The 17287-nt window shown below is 60.3% G+C and carries 15 protein-coding genes and 1 pseudogene; 10 read left to right on the top strand and 6 right to left on the bottom strand.

Translation table 11 applies throughout. The features are described 5' to 3' along the window. A pseudogene (locus PQR02_RS32050) lies at nucleotides 1-618 on the top strand (MFS transporter); the annotation flags it as partial. 546 nt (nucleotides 619-1164) lie between these two features. Here PQR02_RS32050 and PQR02_RS32045 read toward each other — a convergent pair. After that, entirely contained in the window at nucleotides 1165-2082 is a 918-nt protein-coding gene (locus PQR02_RS32045; protein WP_408241131.1) for a LysR substrate-binding domain-containing protein, read from the bottom strand. 177 nt (nucleotides 2083-2259) lie between these two features. On the opposite strand from PQR02_RS32045, the gene PQR02_RS32040 reads away from it, so the two are divergent. Together PQR02_RS32040 and PQR02_RS32035 are read left to right on the top strand one after the other, a co-directional pair. Beyond that, nucleotides 2260-2958: a pirin family protein gene (locus PQR02_RS32040; protein WP_408241143.1), complete on the top strand. Its 699-nt coding sequence runs from the start codon at nucleotides 2260-2262 to the stop codon at nucleotides 2956-2958. Between the two features lie 44 nt (nucleotides 2959-3002). After that, nucleotides 3003-3425 carry a DoxX family protein gene (locus tag PQR02_RS32035; RefSeq protein ID WP_408241128.1) on the top strand — a complete coding sequence of 141 codons (423 nt, stop codon included), beginning with the start codon at nucleotides 3003-3005 and terminating at the stop codon, nucleotides 3423-3425. Nucleotides 3426-3773: 348 nt separating this feature from the next. On the opposite strand, the gene PQR02_RS32030 is transcribed toward PQR02_RS32035, so the two are convergent. From PQR02_RS32030 to PQR02_RS32020, 3 genes are all read right to left on the bottom strand, one after another. Beyond that, entirely contained in the window at nucleotides 3774-3914 is a 141-nt protein-coding gene (locus PQR02_RS32030) for a hypothetical protein (protein ID WP_408241125.1), read from the bottom strand. A gap of 105 nt (nucleotides 3915-4019) precedes the next feature. Then, the gene (locus PQR02_RS32025; RefSeq protein ID WP_408241122.1) at nucleotides 4020-4211 is read right to left on the bottom strand and encodes a hypothetical protein; all 192 of its coding nucleotides are present in this window, start codon (nucleotides 4209-4211) and stop codon (nucleotides 4020-4022) included. Nucleotides 4212-4748: 537 nt separating this feature from the next. Then, nucleotides 4749-5246, bottom strand: a complete 498-nt coding sequence (locus PQR02_RS32020; RefSeq protein ID WP_408241119.1) for a class I SAM-dependent methyltransferase — start codon at nucleotides 5244-5246, stop codon at nucleotides 4749-4751. A 522-nt stretch (nucleotides 5247-5768) separates the two neighbouring features. Between PQR02_RS32020 and PQR02_RS32015 the strand changes: the two genes are divergently transcribed. Continuing rightward, nucleotides 5769-7163, top strand: a complete 1395-nt coding sequence (locus PQR02_RS32015; protein WP_408241117.1) for a TIGR00366 family protein — start codon at nucleotides 5769-5771, stop codon at nucleotides 7161-7163. 281 nt (nucleotides 7164-7444) lie between these two features. On the opposite strand, the gene PQR02_RS32010 is transcribed toward PQR02_RS32015, so the two are convergent. Further along, nucleotides 7445-8182 carry an SEL1-like repeat protein gene (locus tag PQR02_RS32010; protein WP_408241114.1) on the bottom strand — a complete coding sequence of 246 codons (738 nt, stop codon included), beginning with the start codon at nucleotides 8180-8182 and terminating at the stop codon, nucleotides 7445-7447. Between the two features lie 374 nt (nucleotides 8183-8556). On the opposite strand from PQR02_RS32010, the gene PQR02_RS32005 reads away from it, so the two are divergent. The 5 genes from PQR02_RS32005 (at nucleotide 8557) to PQR02_RS31985 (ending at nucleotide 13682) form a co-directional block, all read left to right on the top strand. Continuing rightward, nucleotides 8557-8721 (top strand): FmdB family zinc ribbon protein, encoded by a 165-nt coding sequence (locus PQR02_RS32005; protein WP_408241112.1) that lies wholly within the window; start codon nucleotides 8557-8559, stop codon nucleotides 8719-8721. A gap of 292 nt (nucleotides 8722-9013) precedes the next feature. Continuing rightward, nucleotides 9014-9433 carry a DUF305 domain-containing protein gene (locus PQR02_RS32000; protein ID WP_408241140.1) on the top strand — a complete coding sequence of 140 codons (420 nt, stop codon included), beginning with the start codon at nucleotides 9014-9016 and terminating at the stop codon, nucleotides 9431-9433. A gap of 44 nt (nucleotides 9434-9477) precedes the next feature. After that, nucleotides 9478-10911 carry a YncE family protein gene (locus tag PQR02_RS31995; protein ID WP_408241137.1) on the top strand — a complete coding sequence of 478 codons (1434 nt, stop codon included), beginning with the start codon at nucleotides 9478-9480 and terminating at the stop codon, nucleotides 10909-10911. 571 nt (nucleotides 10912-11482) lie between these two features. Then, nucleotides 11483-12190 carry an HD domain-containing protein gene (locus PQR02_RS31990; protein WP_408241109.1) on the top strand — a complete coding sequence of 236 codons (708 nt, stop codon included), beginning with the start codon at nucleotides 11483-11485 and terminating at the stop codon, nucleotides 12188-12190. A gap of 40 nt (nucleotides 12191-12230) precedes the next feature. Further along, the gene (locus tag PQR02_RS31985) at nucleotides 12231-13682 is read left to right on the top strand and encodes a catalase (RefSeq protein WP_408241106.1); all 1452 of its coding nucleotides are present in this window, start codon (nucleotides 12231-12233) and stop codon (nucleotides 13680-13682) included. 530 nt (nucleotides 13683-14212) lie between these two features. Here the strand turns inward: PQR02_RS31985 and hemA are convergent. Beyond that, the gene (hemA, locus tag PQR02_RS31980) at nucleotides 14213-15556 is read right to left on the bottom strand and encodes a glutamyl-tRNA reductase (RefSeq protein ID WP_408241103.1); all 1344 of its coding nucleotides are present in this window, start codon (nucleotides 15554-15556) and stop codon (nucleotides 14213-14215) included. A 482-nt stretch (nucleotides 15557-16038) separates the two neighbouring features. Between hemA and PQR02_RS31975 the strand changes: the two genes are divergently transcribed. Next, nucleotides 16039-17220 (top strand): TIGR03118 family protein, encoded by a 1182-nt coding sequence (locus tag PQR02_RS31975; RefSeq protein ID WP_408241100.1) that lies wholly within the window; start codon nucleotides 16039-16041, stop codon nucleotides 17218-17220. Nucleotides 17221-17287: the final 67 nt, after the last annotated feature.

Here is a 17287-nt window from a genome sequence, read left to right as displayed (position 1 = left end):
TATCCTTGTGCTGTCGCGTTCCTATCTCGTCGGTTCGTTGATGTTATGGTTTGCGGCCTTCATGGGCCTCCTGATTATCTACGCATTGATCAACTGGATGCCAATTCTGCTGAAGGATGCGGGCCTGAGCCTGAAGAGCGCGACGCTGATCTCTGCACTGTTTCCGCTTGGCGGCATCGGTGCTGTGCTGTGCGGCGCGCTGATGGATCGCTTCAATGCAAATCTGGTGATTGCCGCGTGCTACGCGCTCGCCGCGATCAGCCTCTTTTGCATCGGAGTGACGGGGGGAAACGTAGGCCTGCTCGTGCCCGTCGTACTCGTGTCCGGCGTGCTGATGAACACCGCGCAAGCCTCCATGAACGCCCTTGCGGCCGCCTTCTATCCAACCGAAGGGCGGGGCACCGGTGTCGCGTGGATGCTCGGCATGGGACGCTTTGGCGGCATTGCAGGCTCGTTTCTCGTGGCCGAGCTCGTACGCTGGCATTTTACCTTTGCAGGTGTCTTCGCGATGATCGCCGTCGCGGAGCCCTTTCGTGTATCGCGTTACTAGTCAAGCAGCTTGCGTCGCGGCACGTCTTCAAAACCATGCCAGATGGAGTTGAATTGTTGAGTCGTTGAACGCCGGGCAATCGGCGTTCTCTCTGGCCACGCGGTCGACGTATGCGCCGGATAGTCTCTGCGTCGCCGTAAGACCCGAGTGCGACGGTGCGCCGTTCTGGTGGCGCTTAAAGCTATCTGCAACGTCGTAGGCAATCACCATTGAGGAGGAGACTCGACATGTCCGCTGGGGCGCCCAGTGCGGCGTTCGAATATGTATCAGAAGTGTACGAGGCGATTGATTCGATGGACGAGCAGCGGTTAGTGCCCTTCCTGTCGGAGAACAGCACGTTCGTCCGTGCCAATAACGACCCGGTAACCGGACGCGAAAATCGTCTCGCGGATCGAAGTGACCTATACACGCAAAGACGGATCGACAATGACTGTCCCCGCCGTGACCGTCTGGCGGGTGCGCGATAGACGAATCGACGACTACCGTATCTACATCGACGTTGCGCCGCTGTTCGCGTATTGAGTGCAAAAGGAGCATACGCTGCTGGCAGCCGCCGGCTCGCATGCTGCACGCGGAAACCACGGCGAAGGAAGTGCGAATCTCACGCAGCCGCGCTAGCGCTGCCGGTTCGGACTTTCGAATCCTGCCACGAGTGCATCGAGCAAGTGTCGGACGGCCGGGACCATGCCTCGGCGCGTCGGGAAAATCGCATGGACAAGGCCCGGCGTGGTAGCCAGATCAGGCAGCAGGTGCAGCAGGCGGCCGGCCTCAATATCCGCCTCAACCAGCTCCCTGGGCAACATTGCCAGGCCCACGCCGGATATCGCCGCAACGCGAAGGCTGGCCAGATCGTCAGTCGCGAGACGCGGCTGATGCGTCCAGGATGTCACGCGCCCCTCAGCGTCGACCAGCTGCCAGACAAATCGCTCGCTGCTGCTGGCCATGGAGAGGGTGGGCCATTCCTTCACGGATTCGATTGAACTGGGCACCGGATGGCGTGCAGCCAAGTCGGGACTAGCGACCAGAATGTGAATCGACAATCCCAACTGGCGGACGGCGAGATCGGTGTTCTCCAAGGGCGGGAGCCTGACCCGGATGGCAAAGTCCAGACCTTCCTCGACGACATCCACGCGGCGGTTGGTTCCACCCAGCAGGACCTGGACATCAGGGTTGTCCTGCACGTATCGCGCGATGATGGTGGAGAGGCCGGACTCCAGTAAGGCCACGGGGCAGGCGATGCGGACGGTGCCCTGTGGCCTGGAGCGCGTGCGGTCCACGATATCTTTGGCGGCCTTTGCTTCAGCCACCAGCGCAAGGCAATGCTGGTGGAACTGCCGCCCGGTTTCGGTCAACGACAAGCTTCGGCTCGTGCGATTGAGCAGGCGCACACCAAGTTCTTCTTCCAGCGCGCGAATGCGCCGGCTAAGTTTCGACGTTTGCAGGGCGAGGTTGCGAGCGGCGGCCGTATAGCTTCCGTGCTCGACCACCGCTGCGAAGAGCCGCAGATCGTTGAGGTCATTGATTGCGTTCATGAGCTAACTCCAATTGCTTCTGATCGTTCTATTCGCGGCAACGATGCGTATCGGCAATGGATCTATGCGCGAGTCCGTTGGAAATATAGCATTGTCTCCATCGACTGCATCAGCGCTGAATTCGGTCAGGCGCAGGTGAAGAGCGTCGCATTGGCGCTCGCGGGAAACGGAGATGGCATGCTCACACACAGGCGTTGGGAATCACTGGACAGGGCGGAACTCGGCTGGCTGCGCGCGAGACAACACTTCTCGGTCAGCACCGACGGCAATTCCGCGCACGCCGCCTTGGGTCCCCTGATTGTCTGGAACGATGACGAGATCGCTGTTGGCAGCGGTTTTCCCATGCACGGGCACCGTGACATGGAAATCATCACCTATGTGCGCCAGGGCTTTCTCGGTCATCGAGACACGTTGGAGTCCGAAGGAACGATCCACGCAGGCGATGTCCAGGTTATGAGCGCCGGCACGGGCATACGCCACGCCGAGTTCAACCGGGGCGAGGTGCCACTCAAGCTTTATCAGATCTGGCTGCGACCCCGTGAAGCGGGTGGCAAACCCGCGTGGAATACCAAGCCGTTTCCTAAAAGCGACCGGTCTGGGCGCTTCGTAGTCCTTGCCAGCGGACTCGCCGGCGATGAGGGTGCGCTTCCTGTTCGCGCCGATGCGCGTGTGCTTGGCGCGATGCTAAAAGCAGGAGATAGGGTTCGACACGAGCTGAGTGCAGGACGTCGTGCCTATCTCGTCGTGGCGTCGGGACGCATCGAAGTAAATGGCGAGCCGGTTGGGCCGCTAGACGGTGTGGCGATCGCGGATGTCGCTGTGGCGCAGATTTCCGCTCTTGAAGATTCTGAGCTGGTGATGGTGGACGCCGGCTAACTCTTTTTTATTCCACCTCCGGTAATTCATTTCAGGAGATTGACATGGAACGTTTCAAATTTATTCCGTTGCTAAGCCGTATTCTGATCGGTGCGCCGTTTGTCATGAGCGGCCTGGGCAAGATCGCAGCATACGGCGCGACCGTTGGCTATATCGCGGCCATGGGGCTGCCCGTCCCACCCCTCGCGTTCGTCGTCGCCGTGTTGACGGAGCTGGGCGGCGGCCTGTTGTTGCTATCGGGCTATAGGGCTCGCACGGTGTCGCTCGCGATGGCGGTGTTCTGCGTGGTGACTGCGATTTTCTTTCATCACAACTTCGCGGATCAAAACCAGATGATTCACTTCCTCAAGAACGTAATGATGGCTGGCGGCCTCCTGCAAATCACCTGGTTTGGTGCCGGCGCGTTCAGCATGGACGCCCGCTCCGGACGGATAGCTTTGCGTGTCTCGCCTCTGAAGGCGGGCTAGGACAACGGACCGTATCCTGAACCTTCGCTGGAGACTGCGCGTGTCAGATTCCAGCGAGACCAAAGAGAGCCGCAACCGAACCAAACGAAAGCCGTCGCGTGACTTGCGGGTATAACCTGAGCCTGCCGGTCACTCATATCTGTATTCCGGCTGCGATGATGACGGAGATGGCGAGGACCCACAACTCGACGGCGGTGAAGCGGGGGTATCTAATTTTCATCATCCTTATCCTCATGCCCACGACAGGAACTTCATCGGGTACTTATCCTCTAGACGTCACCGTGTGCTCTGTCGCATTGATGCATGGCGGTCCAGCCCCTGCGCTGCTTTACTCATGCGACTCTCCAATCAACCGAAACGGCTGACAGAATGGAAATTCCGATATCGGCAGGTGGCAATCGCTTCAGCGTCGGACTGTGAAGCGGCCTGTGTGAACGCAACCGACCAACGGCCGCAGATATCTCGATAGCGGATCGAATAGGTGAACATGGCAATCTCCCTGTCTGTGAGTAGCCGGTGCATTCGCCATCAACGGGGCTGTGGCGCCTTTCGTCGCCGATGCGGAAGGGTTCATATCATTCCGGTCATCGTTGGCTACTGGCTGACTGCAAATCCGCCGCATTCCTCGGTCATTTCGGCGAAGCACTGCGCACAGCAGACAGCGGTGATATTCGGCCAAAGGCTCACGTGCTTCCGAACGTCTTCCTTCAACTCTCCGCATTCATTGCAGCGATCCAGCACACGGACCTGCAGCGGGCGGGCGTGCCACTTTTCGAGCGTGTTCATGTCAGCCGCCCTCGTGTTGAACTGCTGCTTCGGCGGCGACGATGTTCGCGCTTATCCACCGCAGTTCTGCGGGCGCCGGATCATCTCGGCGCGGCTTGAGCAAATCTCTTGCGATCGTCCTCATTGTGGCCCTCACTGGATCCAGATGTTGCCAGGTTCAACGGTCTCGCAATACAATTTCCTGTTTCAACCAGTGGACAAACGTGTACCCGTCGTACGCGTTGCTACCGATACAAACCCAGTTGTGCAGAACGTCTGACATGGCTGACATTCAAATCGCAAAGACCATGGAGTCAAGATAGACCGACGACTCCGGGAAAACTATTCTACGAACGTTCGCTGCAGTGCTACGTGGACATAGTTCGCTTATACGTTCGGATACCTCGATCCCTCCTCCAGTCGGCCAGCTTCGGCCGTAGCAGCACGGCGGTCATCCAGCAGGCAAGGTGACGCGGCCCGGCGCGGACACGTACCTCAAAATGACGCTGCATGCCATTGGCGGGACGGCACGCGACGCGTCATATTGTGCCGGAGCGATCAGGGCGACGCGACAGGATGCGCCGCGTCGCTGCCTCGCCAGTCGGTCCTGCTGCTGAGATGCCAGACGTTCGCTGGCGGCGCATTCAGCCAGACAGTTTTGATGCGATGCCACCGCAAGCCTATCGGGGCCGTAAATGGGACTCTCGGTTGATACGTGAATTGCACAAGACGTCGGGCGCGGTCCGCGTGGAGCAGATCGGCGAAGGCCGCAACCGTTGGTTCGACGACGCCAGACGAAAGCGAACGAAACGGCAGCCCCGAGACGATAATCGTCTTCGCTGGCAATCCTCGCAGAACCGAAACGTTCTCATGGAATGCGCCGCCGACCACATGGGCCTGTGGAAATCGCCCTTTCAGTTCGGTGGCCAGTTGATCTCCTAGCTCGAATACGATCAACCGCGCTGACGGGTGCCGGCGCACGAGGGAGTCCGTCACGACTCCGGTGCCAGCCCCCACCTCGACGATCGCCTCGAACGCCTCGACGCCGTCGGCCATGGCATCGGCGAGAGAACGCGAGGAAGGAGCCACTGCGCCTACGGTTGCAGGGCTTCTTAGCCAGTGCTTGAAGAAACTCAGGTTCATGCGGGGAAGGGAACACGACGTCGGAGGGTCTACGAACGTCCCCGAGTCGTGATGCAATTGCGGAAACCGCTCCGACGATAGCAGGTAGAAGTTAACGCGAAACGGACGGGACCATTACAGATTTGCAATGAGGCACTTTTTATTCCGAGGCCGGCCCTCCGTTGCCGAGAAGGCCGGTGCGGCCGCAATGGGTCCCCATCTGCCGATGGCGTGCGGCTGCGAGCGTTCGGCGACTGACGTTGCTCATCAAGTTGTCGACCTACCCCGGGGCGTGTAGCCTTCGCTGCAATAAACGCGTGAATCGTGTATGTTCCGGCGCGGTGATAGGCCACTGCGGCGTATGCCATTTGTCAGCTAAGCGTACCCGATAGCGCCAGGCTCAGGTGCCAGGGAATGCTGCTTCAGTAGCTTGCGATCAAAGGACTGGAAAGCATCATGAACAAGAGAGATACCAATGCGGCCGGCTCGGACGGCGGTGCGCGTCGTGGCGGCGTCGTCGCTGGACTCGTCTACGTGTTCGAGCAGGTCATGCCTGACCCGTTCGTCCTTGCAATTGGCCTGACCGTCGTTGTAGCCCTGCTGGCCGTGGTTTTCGCGCCGCACGCGTCGCTGCCAGTGATCCTGACCTCATGGTACGGTGGCACGTTCAACATTCTCGGCTTCGCGCTGCAGATGATCCTGATTCTGGCGACTGGTTACGCAATCGCCGACGCACCGCTCGTCCAGCGCGGCTTGCGGGCAATGGCAGCCAAAGTACACTCGCCGACTCGCGCCGCGCTGTTGGTCTTCCCGATCGTCGCGGTGGCCGCGTGGCTCAACTGGGGGCTCGGCCTCGTTGTAGGTGCGCTTTTGTCGCGCGAAATCGCCAAGCGTGTGAAAGTCGACTTTGCATGGCTCGTCGCGGGTAGCTATTCGGCGTGGTCCGTCTGCAATAGTGGCTTGTCCAGTTCCATTGCGTTATCGCAGGCGTCGCACGGCAACGCCTTAAACCTTGTCGAGAAAGCCACGGGGCAGGTGATTCCGCTGAGTCAGACCGTGTTCGCGCCTTTCGTATTCATCCCGACTCTACTGGTCGTTGTCGTGATGACGGCGATCTTCATCAGGATGCATCCGAAGCAAGAGGATGTCGTCGCGTTCAATCAAACTGAGCGCGAGCCTGCAGCCGCGGCAGAGGCCGATCCGCATGCACGGGGCGCGGAGGCATCGTCTTTCGCTGCGCGTGCTGAACGGTCAATGCTCGGTACGCTGTTCGTACTGGCGTTGGGCGTCGGTTATCTGGCGATGACGTGGTACAGCAAGGGCTTCGAACTGGACATCAACACCACGATCCTGATCTTTTTGCTGTTCGGGTTGGCGCTACAGCGCACACCGATTGCGTATGCCGATGCGATTCGCCGCGCAGCGCGGCAGACTGGTTCGATGCTGCTGCAATATCCGATGTACGGCGGCATCATGGGCATCATGACAGGGACCGGCCTGGCGTCGACGATTGCCAAGACCTTCGTGGCGATTGCGACGCCGGTCACACTTCCTGTGTTGAGCTATTTCAGCTCGCTGATCATCACGCTGCTGATTCCGAGTGCGGGTGGGCATTGGGCCGTGCAGGGCCCCTTCGTCCTTCCCGCCGCGCTTAGCCTGCATGCTTCGGTTCCGCGCACCGCCATGGGAGTTGCGATGGCCGAAAACGTCTCGAACATGCTGCAACCGTTCTGGGCCGTACCCGTCGTGGCTATCGCTGGTATTCGCATCCAGCGGGTTATGGGTTACACGGCGATCACGTTTGCTGTATCGCTCGTCATCTACGCGGCGGCGCTTTGGCTGATTCCTTGATCCGGCCACGGCGGGTTGGAAAAGATCCGAACCCGGATTGTCGTAAATGAAGAGTTTCCCTATTCCCAGGAGAACTTCGGGAAAGCCCGACGTCATATTTGTGTGCCACGAGCCGATATAGGCGAGCAGCTTTCGCCGGCTCTGCTGGTCGATCCCTCTTTTGCGCAGCGCGTCGCGATAGAGCCTGGCGTAGCGTGCAGCGGGATGTCGCCCGTCGCCGCTGCCGGCTTCCTCAACTGCAGAGCTATTGATGTACCGGTTTCCGCGGGATGCCAGGGAGATCAGGCAGTGCCCAGGCGGGATTCGGCAATCCGCTTCAGACTATCGGGAGTTGAAGCAGATGCAGCCAACTGCTCAAGCAAGTCCCTGGCTCTCTTTTCGTCTTTGGGCCCACCATCGCCAAGCGTCAAACTCGTCGCCAGGTTAAGTATCGACCGGGGCAGCCCTCGCGAGGCCAAAGCCTCAAGGAGATGACGAGCCACTTCGGGTTCCCGGTTTCGGTTGCCGCTTAGCAACTCATCAGCAATCGATTCGGCAGACCTCAGCGAGCTTTCGTTCTCCGTTCTGTGTATGCCAGCCATGAGCGCCTGTTCGAATTGGCCAACAGGATGGTGCACGGCGTGAGCCAACGTGCTAAGCGCTTGTTGAAAACTCAGATCTTCCTTTGAGCCTGCAAACGGTATGGGTGTTGGGTCCCGGCCCTCTTCGTGCGCATGCGCGGCCGATGGTTGCCACCATCGAACCAAGTCGTCCGCGGATTCACCATGAAGGTCAACTGACGATGCGAGCAATTGTGACGCCTGATAGACGCGTCGCTGGGTTAGGGTCGCGCTGTCACACGCCTCGTCGAGCGTGGAAGCTACTGCGCTGCCCAACTCGTTGTGGAGGTCGGTCCAGTCTCGATAGCCGAAGACTTCGGAGGTCACCTGTCGCGCCTGGGATTCCTTCAGAGAAAGGCGGTATTTAAGCCGATTGGCGGCCCGCGTCGGGATAGACGCGTTCTGGAAGTAGATACGCATGGCTTGGTCCGGGTTTCCGTGCCGACGGGCCTCCACAGCCGGCACGGAATCGAAATCAACTGTGAGGCGGCGCAGGGGGCGTAACGCCCCGTGAGAAAAAATACAGTCGGTTTCTCATGCAGTCAATCCCATTCCAGGAGAGTAATTCGCGCGATAACGCATGATCCAGGCGCGAGGCGGCGGCCGGTGCAATCAACCCGGCCCGGGACGGGATACCGGTCTTGCCTGCGGCGCATACGATGTGCGCTGCATGAGACGCATACGCGGGCGTTGCCTGCACTTTCCTGCACTAGAATGGATTATCACTACGCTGCCAGGCGTCGCTGGCAATATCTGGCCAGCACGACGTACGGGATTCTCTTTGGAGGAATGCCATGCCGACTTACCAGTACAAGTGCGAGAAGTGCGGTGAAACATTCGAACATGCCGAGCATCTTGCCGAACATGCCACCGCTCAACCGGCTTGTCCGAAGTGTGGAAGCGAGAAGGTTCAGCACATACCCACGCCATTTGTCGCGAAAACGTCCAGAAAGAGCTGAAATCTGTCTGAGCGAGCCAAGGCATAATCCGGCGGCCAATTCCGCCCGCTTGAAGATCGCTTTCGACCGTCCGGTAGCGAGCTCGCAGGCGACGGTCGCGAATCAAGACTGACCCGACGCTCGTCGGCGAGATAGCGTGACAACGCGAAACGCTCCAGAGTGCACGGAATAGATTGCAACTCGGATGTGTTTGCCCCGTAAATGCCCTTTTGGGTCGCTGATAGGGGTGCGTTCCATGGCTTCCATTTTCCGTCCGCTTGCGCGCTTGACCGTGGCGGCCGCTGCGATGGCGATGCTGAACACAAGTCTTATCGCATTTGCAGCCGGACCGGCCAACGCAACTGCCGAAGAAGTCCCGTTTCTGTCCGAGAATGACAAGGCCATGACGAAGATGATGGACGACATGTCCATCATGCCGTCTGGTGACGTCGACCACGATTTCGTCGCGATGATGGTGCCGCACCATCAGGGCGCCATCGACATGGCCCGGGCTGAATTGCGCTACGGGCACAACGAACGGTTGCGACGCATCGCGCAAGAGATTGTCGTGGAGCAGCAGCAGGAAATTATCGCCATGCGCCTCGCGCTGGGCCAGTCGCTGCCCCCGCCGGCACCCGCGCCCGAGCAGCAGCGCGCCCCGGCCCCGGTGCCCGCTCCGGCATCACCCATGTCCCCTGGCGACACGCAAATGCGCATGCATAAGGAGCCGTGATGAAACGCACGTCGATTCTCGCCACCGCGCTGACAACCATCGCAATGGTTGTCGTCCGATCCACGTGGGCGGGCCAGGCCCCTGGTTCGCTGTCCGATCCGGACATACCGGTGAGCCACCACGATCGTGTCTATGCCGCCGAGCAATTCTCGAACACCGTATCCGTGACTGATCCGGCCGACAACCGGCTGATCGGCGAGATTCGCCTGGGCGAGCCGTCGCCGGGAAATTTCAGCCCGCTGTATCACGGTCAGGTGCTCGTGCATGGCATGGGTTACTCACCAGACCATCGGACGATTGCGGTGGTGTCAATCGGCTCGAACTCGGTTTCGTTCATCGACACGCAAACCAACGCTGTCAAGCATGTCACCTACGTGGGCCGCTCGCCGCATGAGGCATTCTTCACTCCTGACGGCAAGGAAGTGTGGGTGACCGTGCGCGGAGAAAACTACGTAGCGGTTCTCGACGGCAAGACTTTCGAAGAAAAGACCCGGATTATTGTTCCGGCCGGCCCAGGGATGCAGATCTTCTCGCCGGACGGGCAATACGGCTACGTGTGTTCGTCGTTCAATCCAGAGGTCGAAGTGATCTCCGTGGCCGATCATACGATTGTCGGCAACGTGAAGCAGGCCAGCCCGTTCTGCCCGGATCTCGCGGCGACGCCGGACGGCAGACAGGTATGGTTCACCCTCAAGGACGTCGGCAAGACTCAGGTGTTCGATGCGCGTCCGCCATTCGCGCTCCTGAAGACCATCGATACGGGTCCGATCACGAACCATGTGAACATCGTGCGTAACGCCAACGGCATGTTTGCTTACGTGACGGTGGGTGGCCTGAATCAGGTCAAGGTCTTCCGCACCGACGACTTCTCGCAGGTCGCGACAATACCCGTTGGTAGTCTGCCGCATGGTATCTGGCCGTCGGGCGACGGCAGCCGCGTCTATGTCGGCCTTGAAAACGCCGATGCAATGATCGCCATCGATACGCTGACCAACAAGGTCATTGCCACTGTGCCGATTGGACAGGCGCCACAGGCGGTGGCGTATGTGCCGAACGCGGTTGCGGAGGGAGACGGCACGCAAAATACCGTACCGCCTGGCGTGGCGGGACAAGCCGACCATTTGATGATGGTGCCGGCTGGAACGGGCAAGTCGGCAGAGCCGGCCGCCGCGCCTACCAGCGTCGCGCTGTTCGACCAGGGACTGGTGCAGGTGCTGCAGGCGGCGGTCACCGGCCTTCAGTCGAAGCAGCCGTATGTCCTTGGTCTGTCGAACAATCCCGACGGCAGTGGCAACGTGGACGTGCTAGCGAACTTCATGACTAACCCGGCCGGTTCGGCCATCGTGAATACAATCGGCCAGATTCGCCAGGTGGTCACGCCGGGCATGAGCACAGCTCGCGACACCCGCCGCTACCTCGTGATCGCCCCGCAAGTGGCAGGCAAGCCGGGTGCACCGGTGCAGGTGCAGGCGCGGTAAAGCCAGCTTGCAGCCGCTGGACAGTGAACTCTCCGAAACTGCCGCCGAGCAGTTCTACTCGTTGGTCATGTAAGCAATCCATACCACGTCAGCAGTTTCGCGCCTTGCCGACCTTATCGCGTCACGACCCCTGTACTCACGCAGGTGCTCGGCTGGTCCATGGAAAATTGCGGGGACGATGGAGCACGCGTGGCAGCGGCTTTGGGCTATCTGTCTCCTGTTGCCTATGAGGCGCACCCGACAGCGAAAGAACCTGTCTGTCTGTCGGAGATAACTTGGCCGCTGCACAGACGCCACTGTGTCGAAGAGCACGGCAGCATATCCCGCACGCTTGGCAGGATTCAGCGCTTCGTTCCCGTTGTCGGACACCGGCTGTTGGGCCAATACTGGCTCTCATCGACACGCCGCACGGTACGCGATGATCGGATGCATCGCACTCCGCAGTGTATGTTTCGCGGAGGAGCGGATGTCTGCATCAATCGCTTCGAAAGGAGTCGCGAATTCAGCGACGATTGTCGAAGCCTGGAAGCACGCATGTGCGCCACCCACTTGCCAACTGAGGAACAGGAAAATGAGCACCACGATTGCAGGCATCAAGATACCCGACAGCGCAATTGCACGCGCGGCCACCCAGCTGGTACGCGATACCGAAACCGATCTGCTGTACAACCACTCGCGGCGGGTTTTCCTGTTCGGCGCGCTCAGCGGCGAACGCAAGGGCCTGAAGTACGACCCGGAACTGCTGTACCTCGGCGCCATGTTCCACGACATGGGCCTGATGCCGGCGTATAGCAGCGAAGGCTACCGCTTCGAAGTGGATGGCGCCAACGCCGCGCGTGATTTCATGACGCAACACGGCATGAACGAGTACGACATCGAACAGGTGTGGTTGTCGATTGCGCTGCATACCACGCCAGGTGTGCCTGAACATCTGAAGCCGGTGGTCGCGCTCGTCACCGCCGGGGTCGAGATGGACGTGCTTGGGATGGCCTTCCACGAGTTCAGCGACGAACAGCGGATTCAGGTGGTAGCGGCGCATCCGCGCGAGAAGATGTTCAAGAACGGCATCATCGATGCCTTTGCGCAGGGAACGATCAGGAAGCCCGAGACGACCTTCGGCAACGTCAAGGCGGACGTGCTCGAACTGCGCGATCCGTCGTACAAGCGCCTGAATTTCTGCCAGATCATCCTGGGTTCCGCATGGGACGACAGCAACGCCGGTCACGCTCACGATGCGACCTGCGGTTGCAACAGCGCAGCGAAGGCGCAGGACAACTGAACGGCCACCGTCACCCTATTGCGAACCTGGAGGATTTTTCATGAAAAAGCTGACTACCGTTTTCGGCGCACCTGTCGTCGATAACCAGAACATCAAGACCGCCGGTCCACGTGGTCCGGCATTGCTCGAGGACGTATGGTTTCTCGAGAAATTGGCCCACTTCGACCGTGAAGTGATTCCTGAACGTCGCATGCACGCGAAAGGCTCCGGCGCATTCGGCACCTTTACCGTGACCCACGACATCACGCAGTACACCCGCGCGAAGATCTTCTCGGAGATCGGCAAGAAGACGGAGATGTTCGCGCGCTTCTCAACCGTGGCGGGTGAACGCGGCGCAGCGGACGCCGAGCGGGACATTCGCGGCTTCGCGTTGAAGTTCTACACTGAAGAAGGCAACTGGGATCTGGTCGGCAACAACACGCCGGTGTTTTTTCTGCGCGATCCGCTCAAGTTCCCCGACCTGAACCATGCGATCAAACGCGATCCGCGCACGGGCTTGCGCAGCGCGGAGAGCAACTGGGACTTCTGGACGCAACTTCCGGAAGCGCTGCATCAAATCACGATCGTCATGAGCGAGCGCGGCATTCCGAAGACGTTCCGCCACATGCACGGATTCGGCAGCCACACCTTCAGCTTTATTAATGCCGCAAATGAGCGCTTCTGGGTGAAGTTCCATTTCCGCTCGCAGCAGGGTATCGAGAACCTCACGGATGCAGAAGCGGAAGCGCGCGTCGGCCGTGATCGCGAAACGCATCATCGCGACCTGTATGAAGCGATTGAACGCGAGGAGTTTCCGCGCTGGACGTTGTACGTGCAGATCATGCCGGAGAAGGAAGCGGGCAGCTACCCGATCAACCCGTTCGATCTGACGAAGGTCTGGCCGAAGCGTGACTTCCCGCTCATCGAAGTCGGTGTGGTCGAGTTGAACCGCAATCCCGCCAATCATTTTGCCGACGTCGAACAGGCCGCTTTTGCTCCTGCCAACGTGGTGCCTGGTATCAGCTTTTCGCCCGACAAGATGTTGCAAGGCCGGCTGTTCTCGTACGGAGACGCGCAACGCTATCGCCTGAGTGTCAACTACCATCAGGTTCCGGTGAATGCGCCGCGCGGTGCGAAGTACGTGCATAGCTATCACCGTGACGGACTGTTGCGCGTCGATGCCAACATGGGCGGCGCCACGCCGTATGAACCGAATACGCGGGGTGAATGGCAGGAGCAGCCGGACTTTCGTGAACCGCCTTTGTCGATCGAAGGGTCGGCGGATCACTGGAATCATCGCGTCGACGACGACTATTACTCGCAGCCAGGCGCGTTGTTCCGTCTGATGACGGCGGAGCAGCAGCAGACATTGTTCGACAACACGGCGCGAGCGCTGAACGGCGTATCGAACCCGGTCCGGCAATTGCATATCGAACACTGCACGATGGCGGATCCGGCGTACGGTGCGGGTGTGGCGAAGGCAATCGCTGCGCTGGAGAAAGCATCGGCATAGTCGATGTCTCTTTCCAGGTGGGCTCAGGGCTGTGCGCCGCTCAAGAGGGCAAGGGCCGTCTCGATCGTCAGTTCGCGGCCCCGCATAGCCGCAGGTGGAGGTGTTTCGTTGCCGAATTGGCTTCTGGGCCGGGCGCGTTCTAGTTTTTGGACGCGCGCCGGCGTTTCGAAGATGCCACTATCCATGTCGTCGTGACTACTGGGAAAGCCCCGTTAAGGTTGTCGGATCGGGCGGCAATCGTGATCAATGGCAAAGACAATGGACCACAGCCGCGGCGACGGGCGGCGCTACTACGCGTTGCATACCGGACGCCGCGCCGCTGCGGTCATTAGGCTGATCCAGTCGACAAAGAATGAATGGCTGTGACCCTTACGCCTGTCTCAAGTACGTCACCGTCACGGACGACGTACCGGCCCGTGTCAACACCGCAAGTCTTTCAGTGCGCTGCGCGAGAAGGTCTTCGCTTCGTCTATTCCTCGCATGAACGTGATTGATACGCCGTCTTCTTTTGAACGTGGCGGCGCACCCCGCTAACGCTCGGACGAAGCTGAGTGGCGATAGCAGCCGGAGAACAGAGTGACGAGCTTGTCCCGGTCGCCGCCGCAAGCGTGCGTGAGGGCATGTGTGGGACCGTGGATGAACTTGTTGGTGAGCGCCTGCGACAGTGCTTCGAGCACCGCGGCAGGGTCGTCGCCACGAGCGAGCATTTTCTGCGCGCGTTCGAGTTCGACGCGCCGCAGCGCGTCGGCCTGCGTGTGCATATGGCGGATCACCGGCACCACGCTGCGCTGCCCGAGCCACTGCATGAACCCTTGAACGCGCGTCTCGATGATCGCTTCGGCTTGGGCAACCGCGGCCTGACGCATTGCGGTGCCTTCGCGCACGATTGTGCTGAGATCATCGACCGTGTAGAGGAAGACGTCTTCGAGCCGCCCGGCTTCCGGTTCGATGTCGCGCGGCACTGCGAGGTCGAGCATGAAAACAGGCCGGTGCTTGCGCGCCTTGATTGCGCGCTCCACCGCTTCAAGGCCGATGATCGGCAACGAGGACGCGGTGCACGACACCACGATGTCGAACTCGTGCAGCCGCTCGCGCAGGTCCGCAAGTGGAATCGCCTGACCGCCGAAGCGTTTGGCGAGCTTGCTGCCGCGCTCGGGGGTGCGATTCGCCACCACCAGAGCGCGCGGCGCTTGCGCCGAGAAATGGGCGGCGCACAACTCGATCATCTCGCCCGCGCCGATGAACAACACGCGCTGGCTAGAGATCTTATCGAAGATCCGCTGCGCCAGGCGCACCGCGGTGGCGGCCATCGATACCGAATGCGCGCCGACGCCGGTCTGGCCGCGCACTTCCTTTGCGGCCGAGAAGGTACGCTGGAACATCTGGTTCAGATACGTACCCATCGCGCCGACTTCGGACGCGGTGCGCACGGCCTCTTTCATCTGGCCGAGAATCTGCGTTTCACCGAGCGCCATCGAGTCGAGGCCCGACGCGACTCGCATCGCGTGGCGCACCGCCTCCGATTGTGGCAGCGTGTAGATATGCGGCGCCAGTTCGGCAGCCTCGATGCCGTGATAAGCGGAGAACCACGCAATCGCGTGCTCAGGCGCGGCGCGGTCATCCGTCGCGCAGTAGATTTCGGTGCGGTTGCAGGTCGACAGGATCGCCGCTTCAGACAGCGCGTCGCCGCTTAACGCGAGCCTACTCATCGCCGGCGCGCCATGCGCTGCACCACCGCGCGGACTATTGTGCCTGTGCCACGCCGCTTTTAGCGTCTGCAGGGCGGGCCGGATCTGTTCGAGCGGGAACGCCACTCGTTCGCGCAAGGCGACCGGCGCGGTGTGGTGATTAATTCCGATCGAGAGCAGTTGCATGTTAGGACGATGAGTCGGCAGAAAGGCTTGTCAGCAATACTATTGCTTGCGACGCGCGGCTGCAAATGGGTTGTCTTTATAGATCTGATAGAGGCGGTGAGTCGTTTGCGGTCAATCGAAGCCCGTAGCGAAAGGGGCGTGTAATGCATCAAGGTGGGGTCTCGGCCTCTTTGCCATCCCTATCTCTCGGGTGGGTGGGCTCCAGGTGAACCCCGCGACGAGTTCGGCGGCAAGAACCTTCGGGCGGCGCACCTATTTGCTGATGACGTGTAGCCCGCTCACACGCGTTCACAACTTTTTGGCCTGACGGATGGAATATTCGCGCGTGTTATTCGCTACTCACCATGCGTTTTTATCTAGCCAGTTCAGCCATTGCAATCGCACGAGATCGCACGCGAATTAAGTCTTCGTCGCGGGAATAAACCGCGCGTCCTCCTCGTTCAATGAGCGTTAGGCCTTTGGACAGAACAAGGAGGACGCTTATGAAGTCTCTACTCGGCGTGTTCGGTGTCGTAGCATGCGGCGCGGCCATCGCGACTCTCGTGTCATGCGGCGGCGGCTCCAGTTCGAACAGTTCGAACAATTCGCCCCCCGCCGTCCAGTCGTCGTTCGCTGCGACGGCGCTCGTGTCGGATGGCGTAGTGTCCGCCCCGCACACTGACGCGAATCTGAAAAACGCTTGGGGCGTCGCCTTCAATCCGAAAGGTTTCGTCTGGGTCGCGGACAACGGCACCAATGTCGCGACACTCTATGACGGCAACGGCGTGCCGCAATCGCTAGTCGTCACGATACCCGACGGCAAGAACGGTTCGGCGTCGCCCACGGGCATCGTCTTTAACGGCACACAAAGCTTCACCGTCACGGAAAACGGCAAAACCGGCGTCGCTGCCTTCATCTTCACGGGCGAAGGCGGCACCATCACCGCGTGGGCGCCCGCCGTGGGGCCGACCAACGCGTTCGTCATGTACGACGACGGCACGGGTGGGGCGGTGTACAAGGGTCTCGCGCTCGCCGCGATGAACGGCAACAACTTCCTTTACGCGACCGACTTTCATAACAACAAGATCGATGTCTTCAATACCGGCTTCACCAAGGTCGCGATGCCAGGCGCCTTCACGGACCCGGCGATACCGGCCGGCTTTGCGCCATTCGGCATTCAGGCGATCGGTTCGAATCTGTTCGTCACTTACGCGATGCAGGATGCGGCCAAGCACGACGATGTCGCGGGCGCGGGACTCGGTATGGTCGATGTGTACGACACGGCCGGCAACCTGAAGCAGCACTTCGCGACGGGCGGCGCGCTGAACGCGCCCTGGGGCATAGCGCAAGCGCCCGGCAACTTCGGCTCGATGAGCGGCGCGATCCTGATCGGCAATTTCGGCGACGGCACGATCAACGCGTTCAACGCATCGAGCGGCCAGTCGATGGGGCCGCTCGATGGACCGAACGGCAGTCCGATCGTCGAGCCTGGCTTGTGGGGTATCGCGTTCGGCAACAACCTCAGCAATCAGCCTTCCAATACGCTGTTCTTCGCGGCGGGGCCGAATGACGAAGCCAATGGCGTCTATGGAAGGATCGATTTGAATACGACGCCGAGCTCTGGCACGAACACGGGTTCGGGTACGGGCACAAGCACGGGCGGAGGAACGAGCATCGGCATGTAGCGCTGACCGCGCAATAGACAACGGCCGTTCTCCACGCGAGAACGGCCGCATTGTTTTGCGAGGCGAC

Source organism: Paraburkholderia sediminicola (assembly GCF_046026895.1).
Lineage (GTDB): Bacteria > Pseudomonadota > Gammaproteobacteria > Burkholderiales > Burkholderiaceae > Paraburkholderia > Paraburkholderia sediminicola_C.
Note: the sequence above shows the minus strand (reverse complement) of the source record. Positions and strands in the feature narration are given on the sequence as shown.

What these genes read in the sequence shown, in the direction of transcription:
- PQR02_RS32045 (WP_408241131.1), bottom strand. Translation starts at nt 2,082, where the DNA reads ATGAACGCAATCAATGACCTCAACGATCTGCGGCTCTTCGCAGCGGTG.
- PQR02_RS32040 (WP_408241143.1), top strand. Translation starts at nt 2,260, where the DNA reads ATGCTCACACACAGGCGTTGGGAATCACTGGACAGGGCGGAACTCGGC.
- PQR02_RS32035 (WP_408241128.1), top strand. Translation starts at nt 3,003, where the DNA reads ATGGAACGTTTCAAATTTATTCCGTTGCTAAGCCGTATTCTGATCGGT.
- PQR02_RS32030 (WP_408241125.1), bottom strand. Translation starts at nt 3,914, where the DNA reads ATGTTCACCTATTCGATCCGCTATCGAGATATCTGCGGCCGTTGGTCG.
- PQR02_RS32025 (WP_408241122.1), bottom strand. Translation starts at nt 4,211, where the DNA reads ATGAACACGCTCGAAAAGTGGCACGCCCGCCCGCTGCAGGTCCGTGTG.
- PQR02_RS32020 (WP_408241119.1), bottom strand. Translation starts at nt 5,246, where the DNA reads ATGGCCGACGGCGTCGAGGCGTTCGAGGCGATCGTCGAGGTGGGGGCT.
- PQR02_RS32015 (WP_408241117.1), top strand. Translation starts at nt 5,769, where the DNA reads ATGAACAAGAGAGATACCAATGCGGCCGGCTCGGACGGCGGTGCGCGT.
- PQR02_RS32010 (WP_408241114.1), bottom strand. Translation starts at nt 8,182, where the DNA reads ATGCGTATCTACTTCCAGAACGCGTCTATCCCGACGCGGGCCGCCAAT.
- PQR02_RS32005 (WP_408241112.1), top strand. Translation starts at nt 8,557, where the DNA reads ATGCCGACTTACCAGTACAAGTGCGAGAAGTGCGGTGAAACATTCGAA.
- PQR02_RS32000 (WP_408241140.1), top strand. Translation starts at nt 9,014, where the DNA reads ATGCTGAACACAAGTCTTATCGCATTTGCAGCCGGACCGGCCAACGCA.
- PQR02_RS31995 (WP_408241137.1), top strand. Translation starts at nt 9,478, where the DNA reads ATGGTTGTCGTCCGATCCACGTGGGCGGGCCAGGCCCCTGGTTCGCTG.
- PQR02_RS31990 (WP_408241109.1), top strand. Translation starts at nt 11,483, where the DNA reads ATGAGCACCACGATTGCAGGCATCAAGATACCCGACAGCGCAATTGCA.
- PQR02_RS31985 (WP_408241106.1), top strand. Translation starts at nt 12,231, where the DNA reads ATGAAAAAGCTGACTACCGTTTTCGGCGCACCTGTCGTCGATAACCAG.
- hemA (WP_408241103.1), bottom strand. Translation starts at nt 15,556, where the DNA reads ATGCAACTGCTCTCGATCGGAATTAATCACCACACCGCGCCGGTCGCC.
- PQR02_RS31975 (WP_408241100.1), top strand. Translation starts at nt 16,039, where the DNA reads ATGAAGTCTCTACTCGGCGTGTTCGGTGTCGTAGCATGCGGCGCGGCC.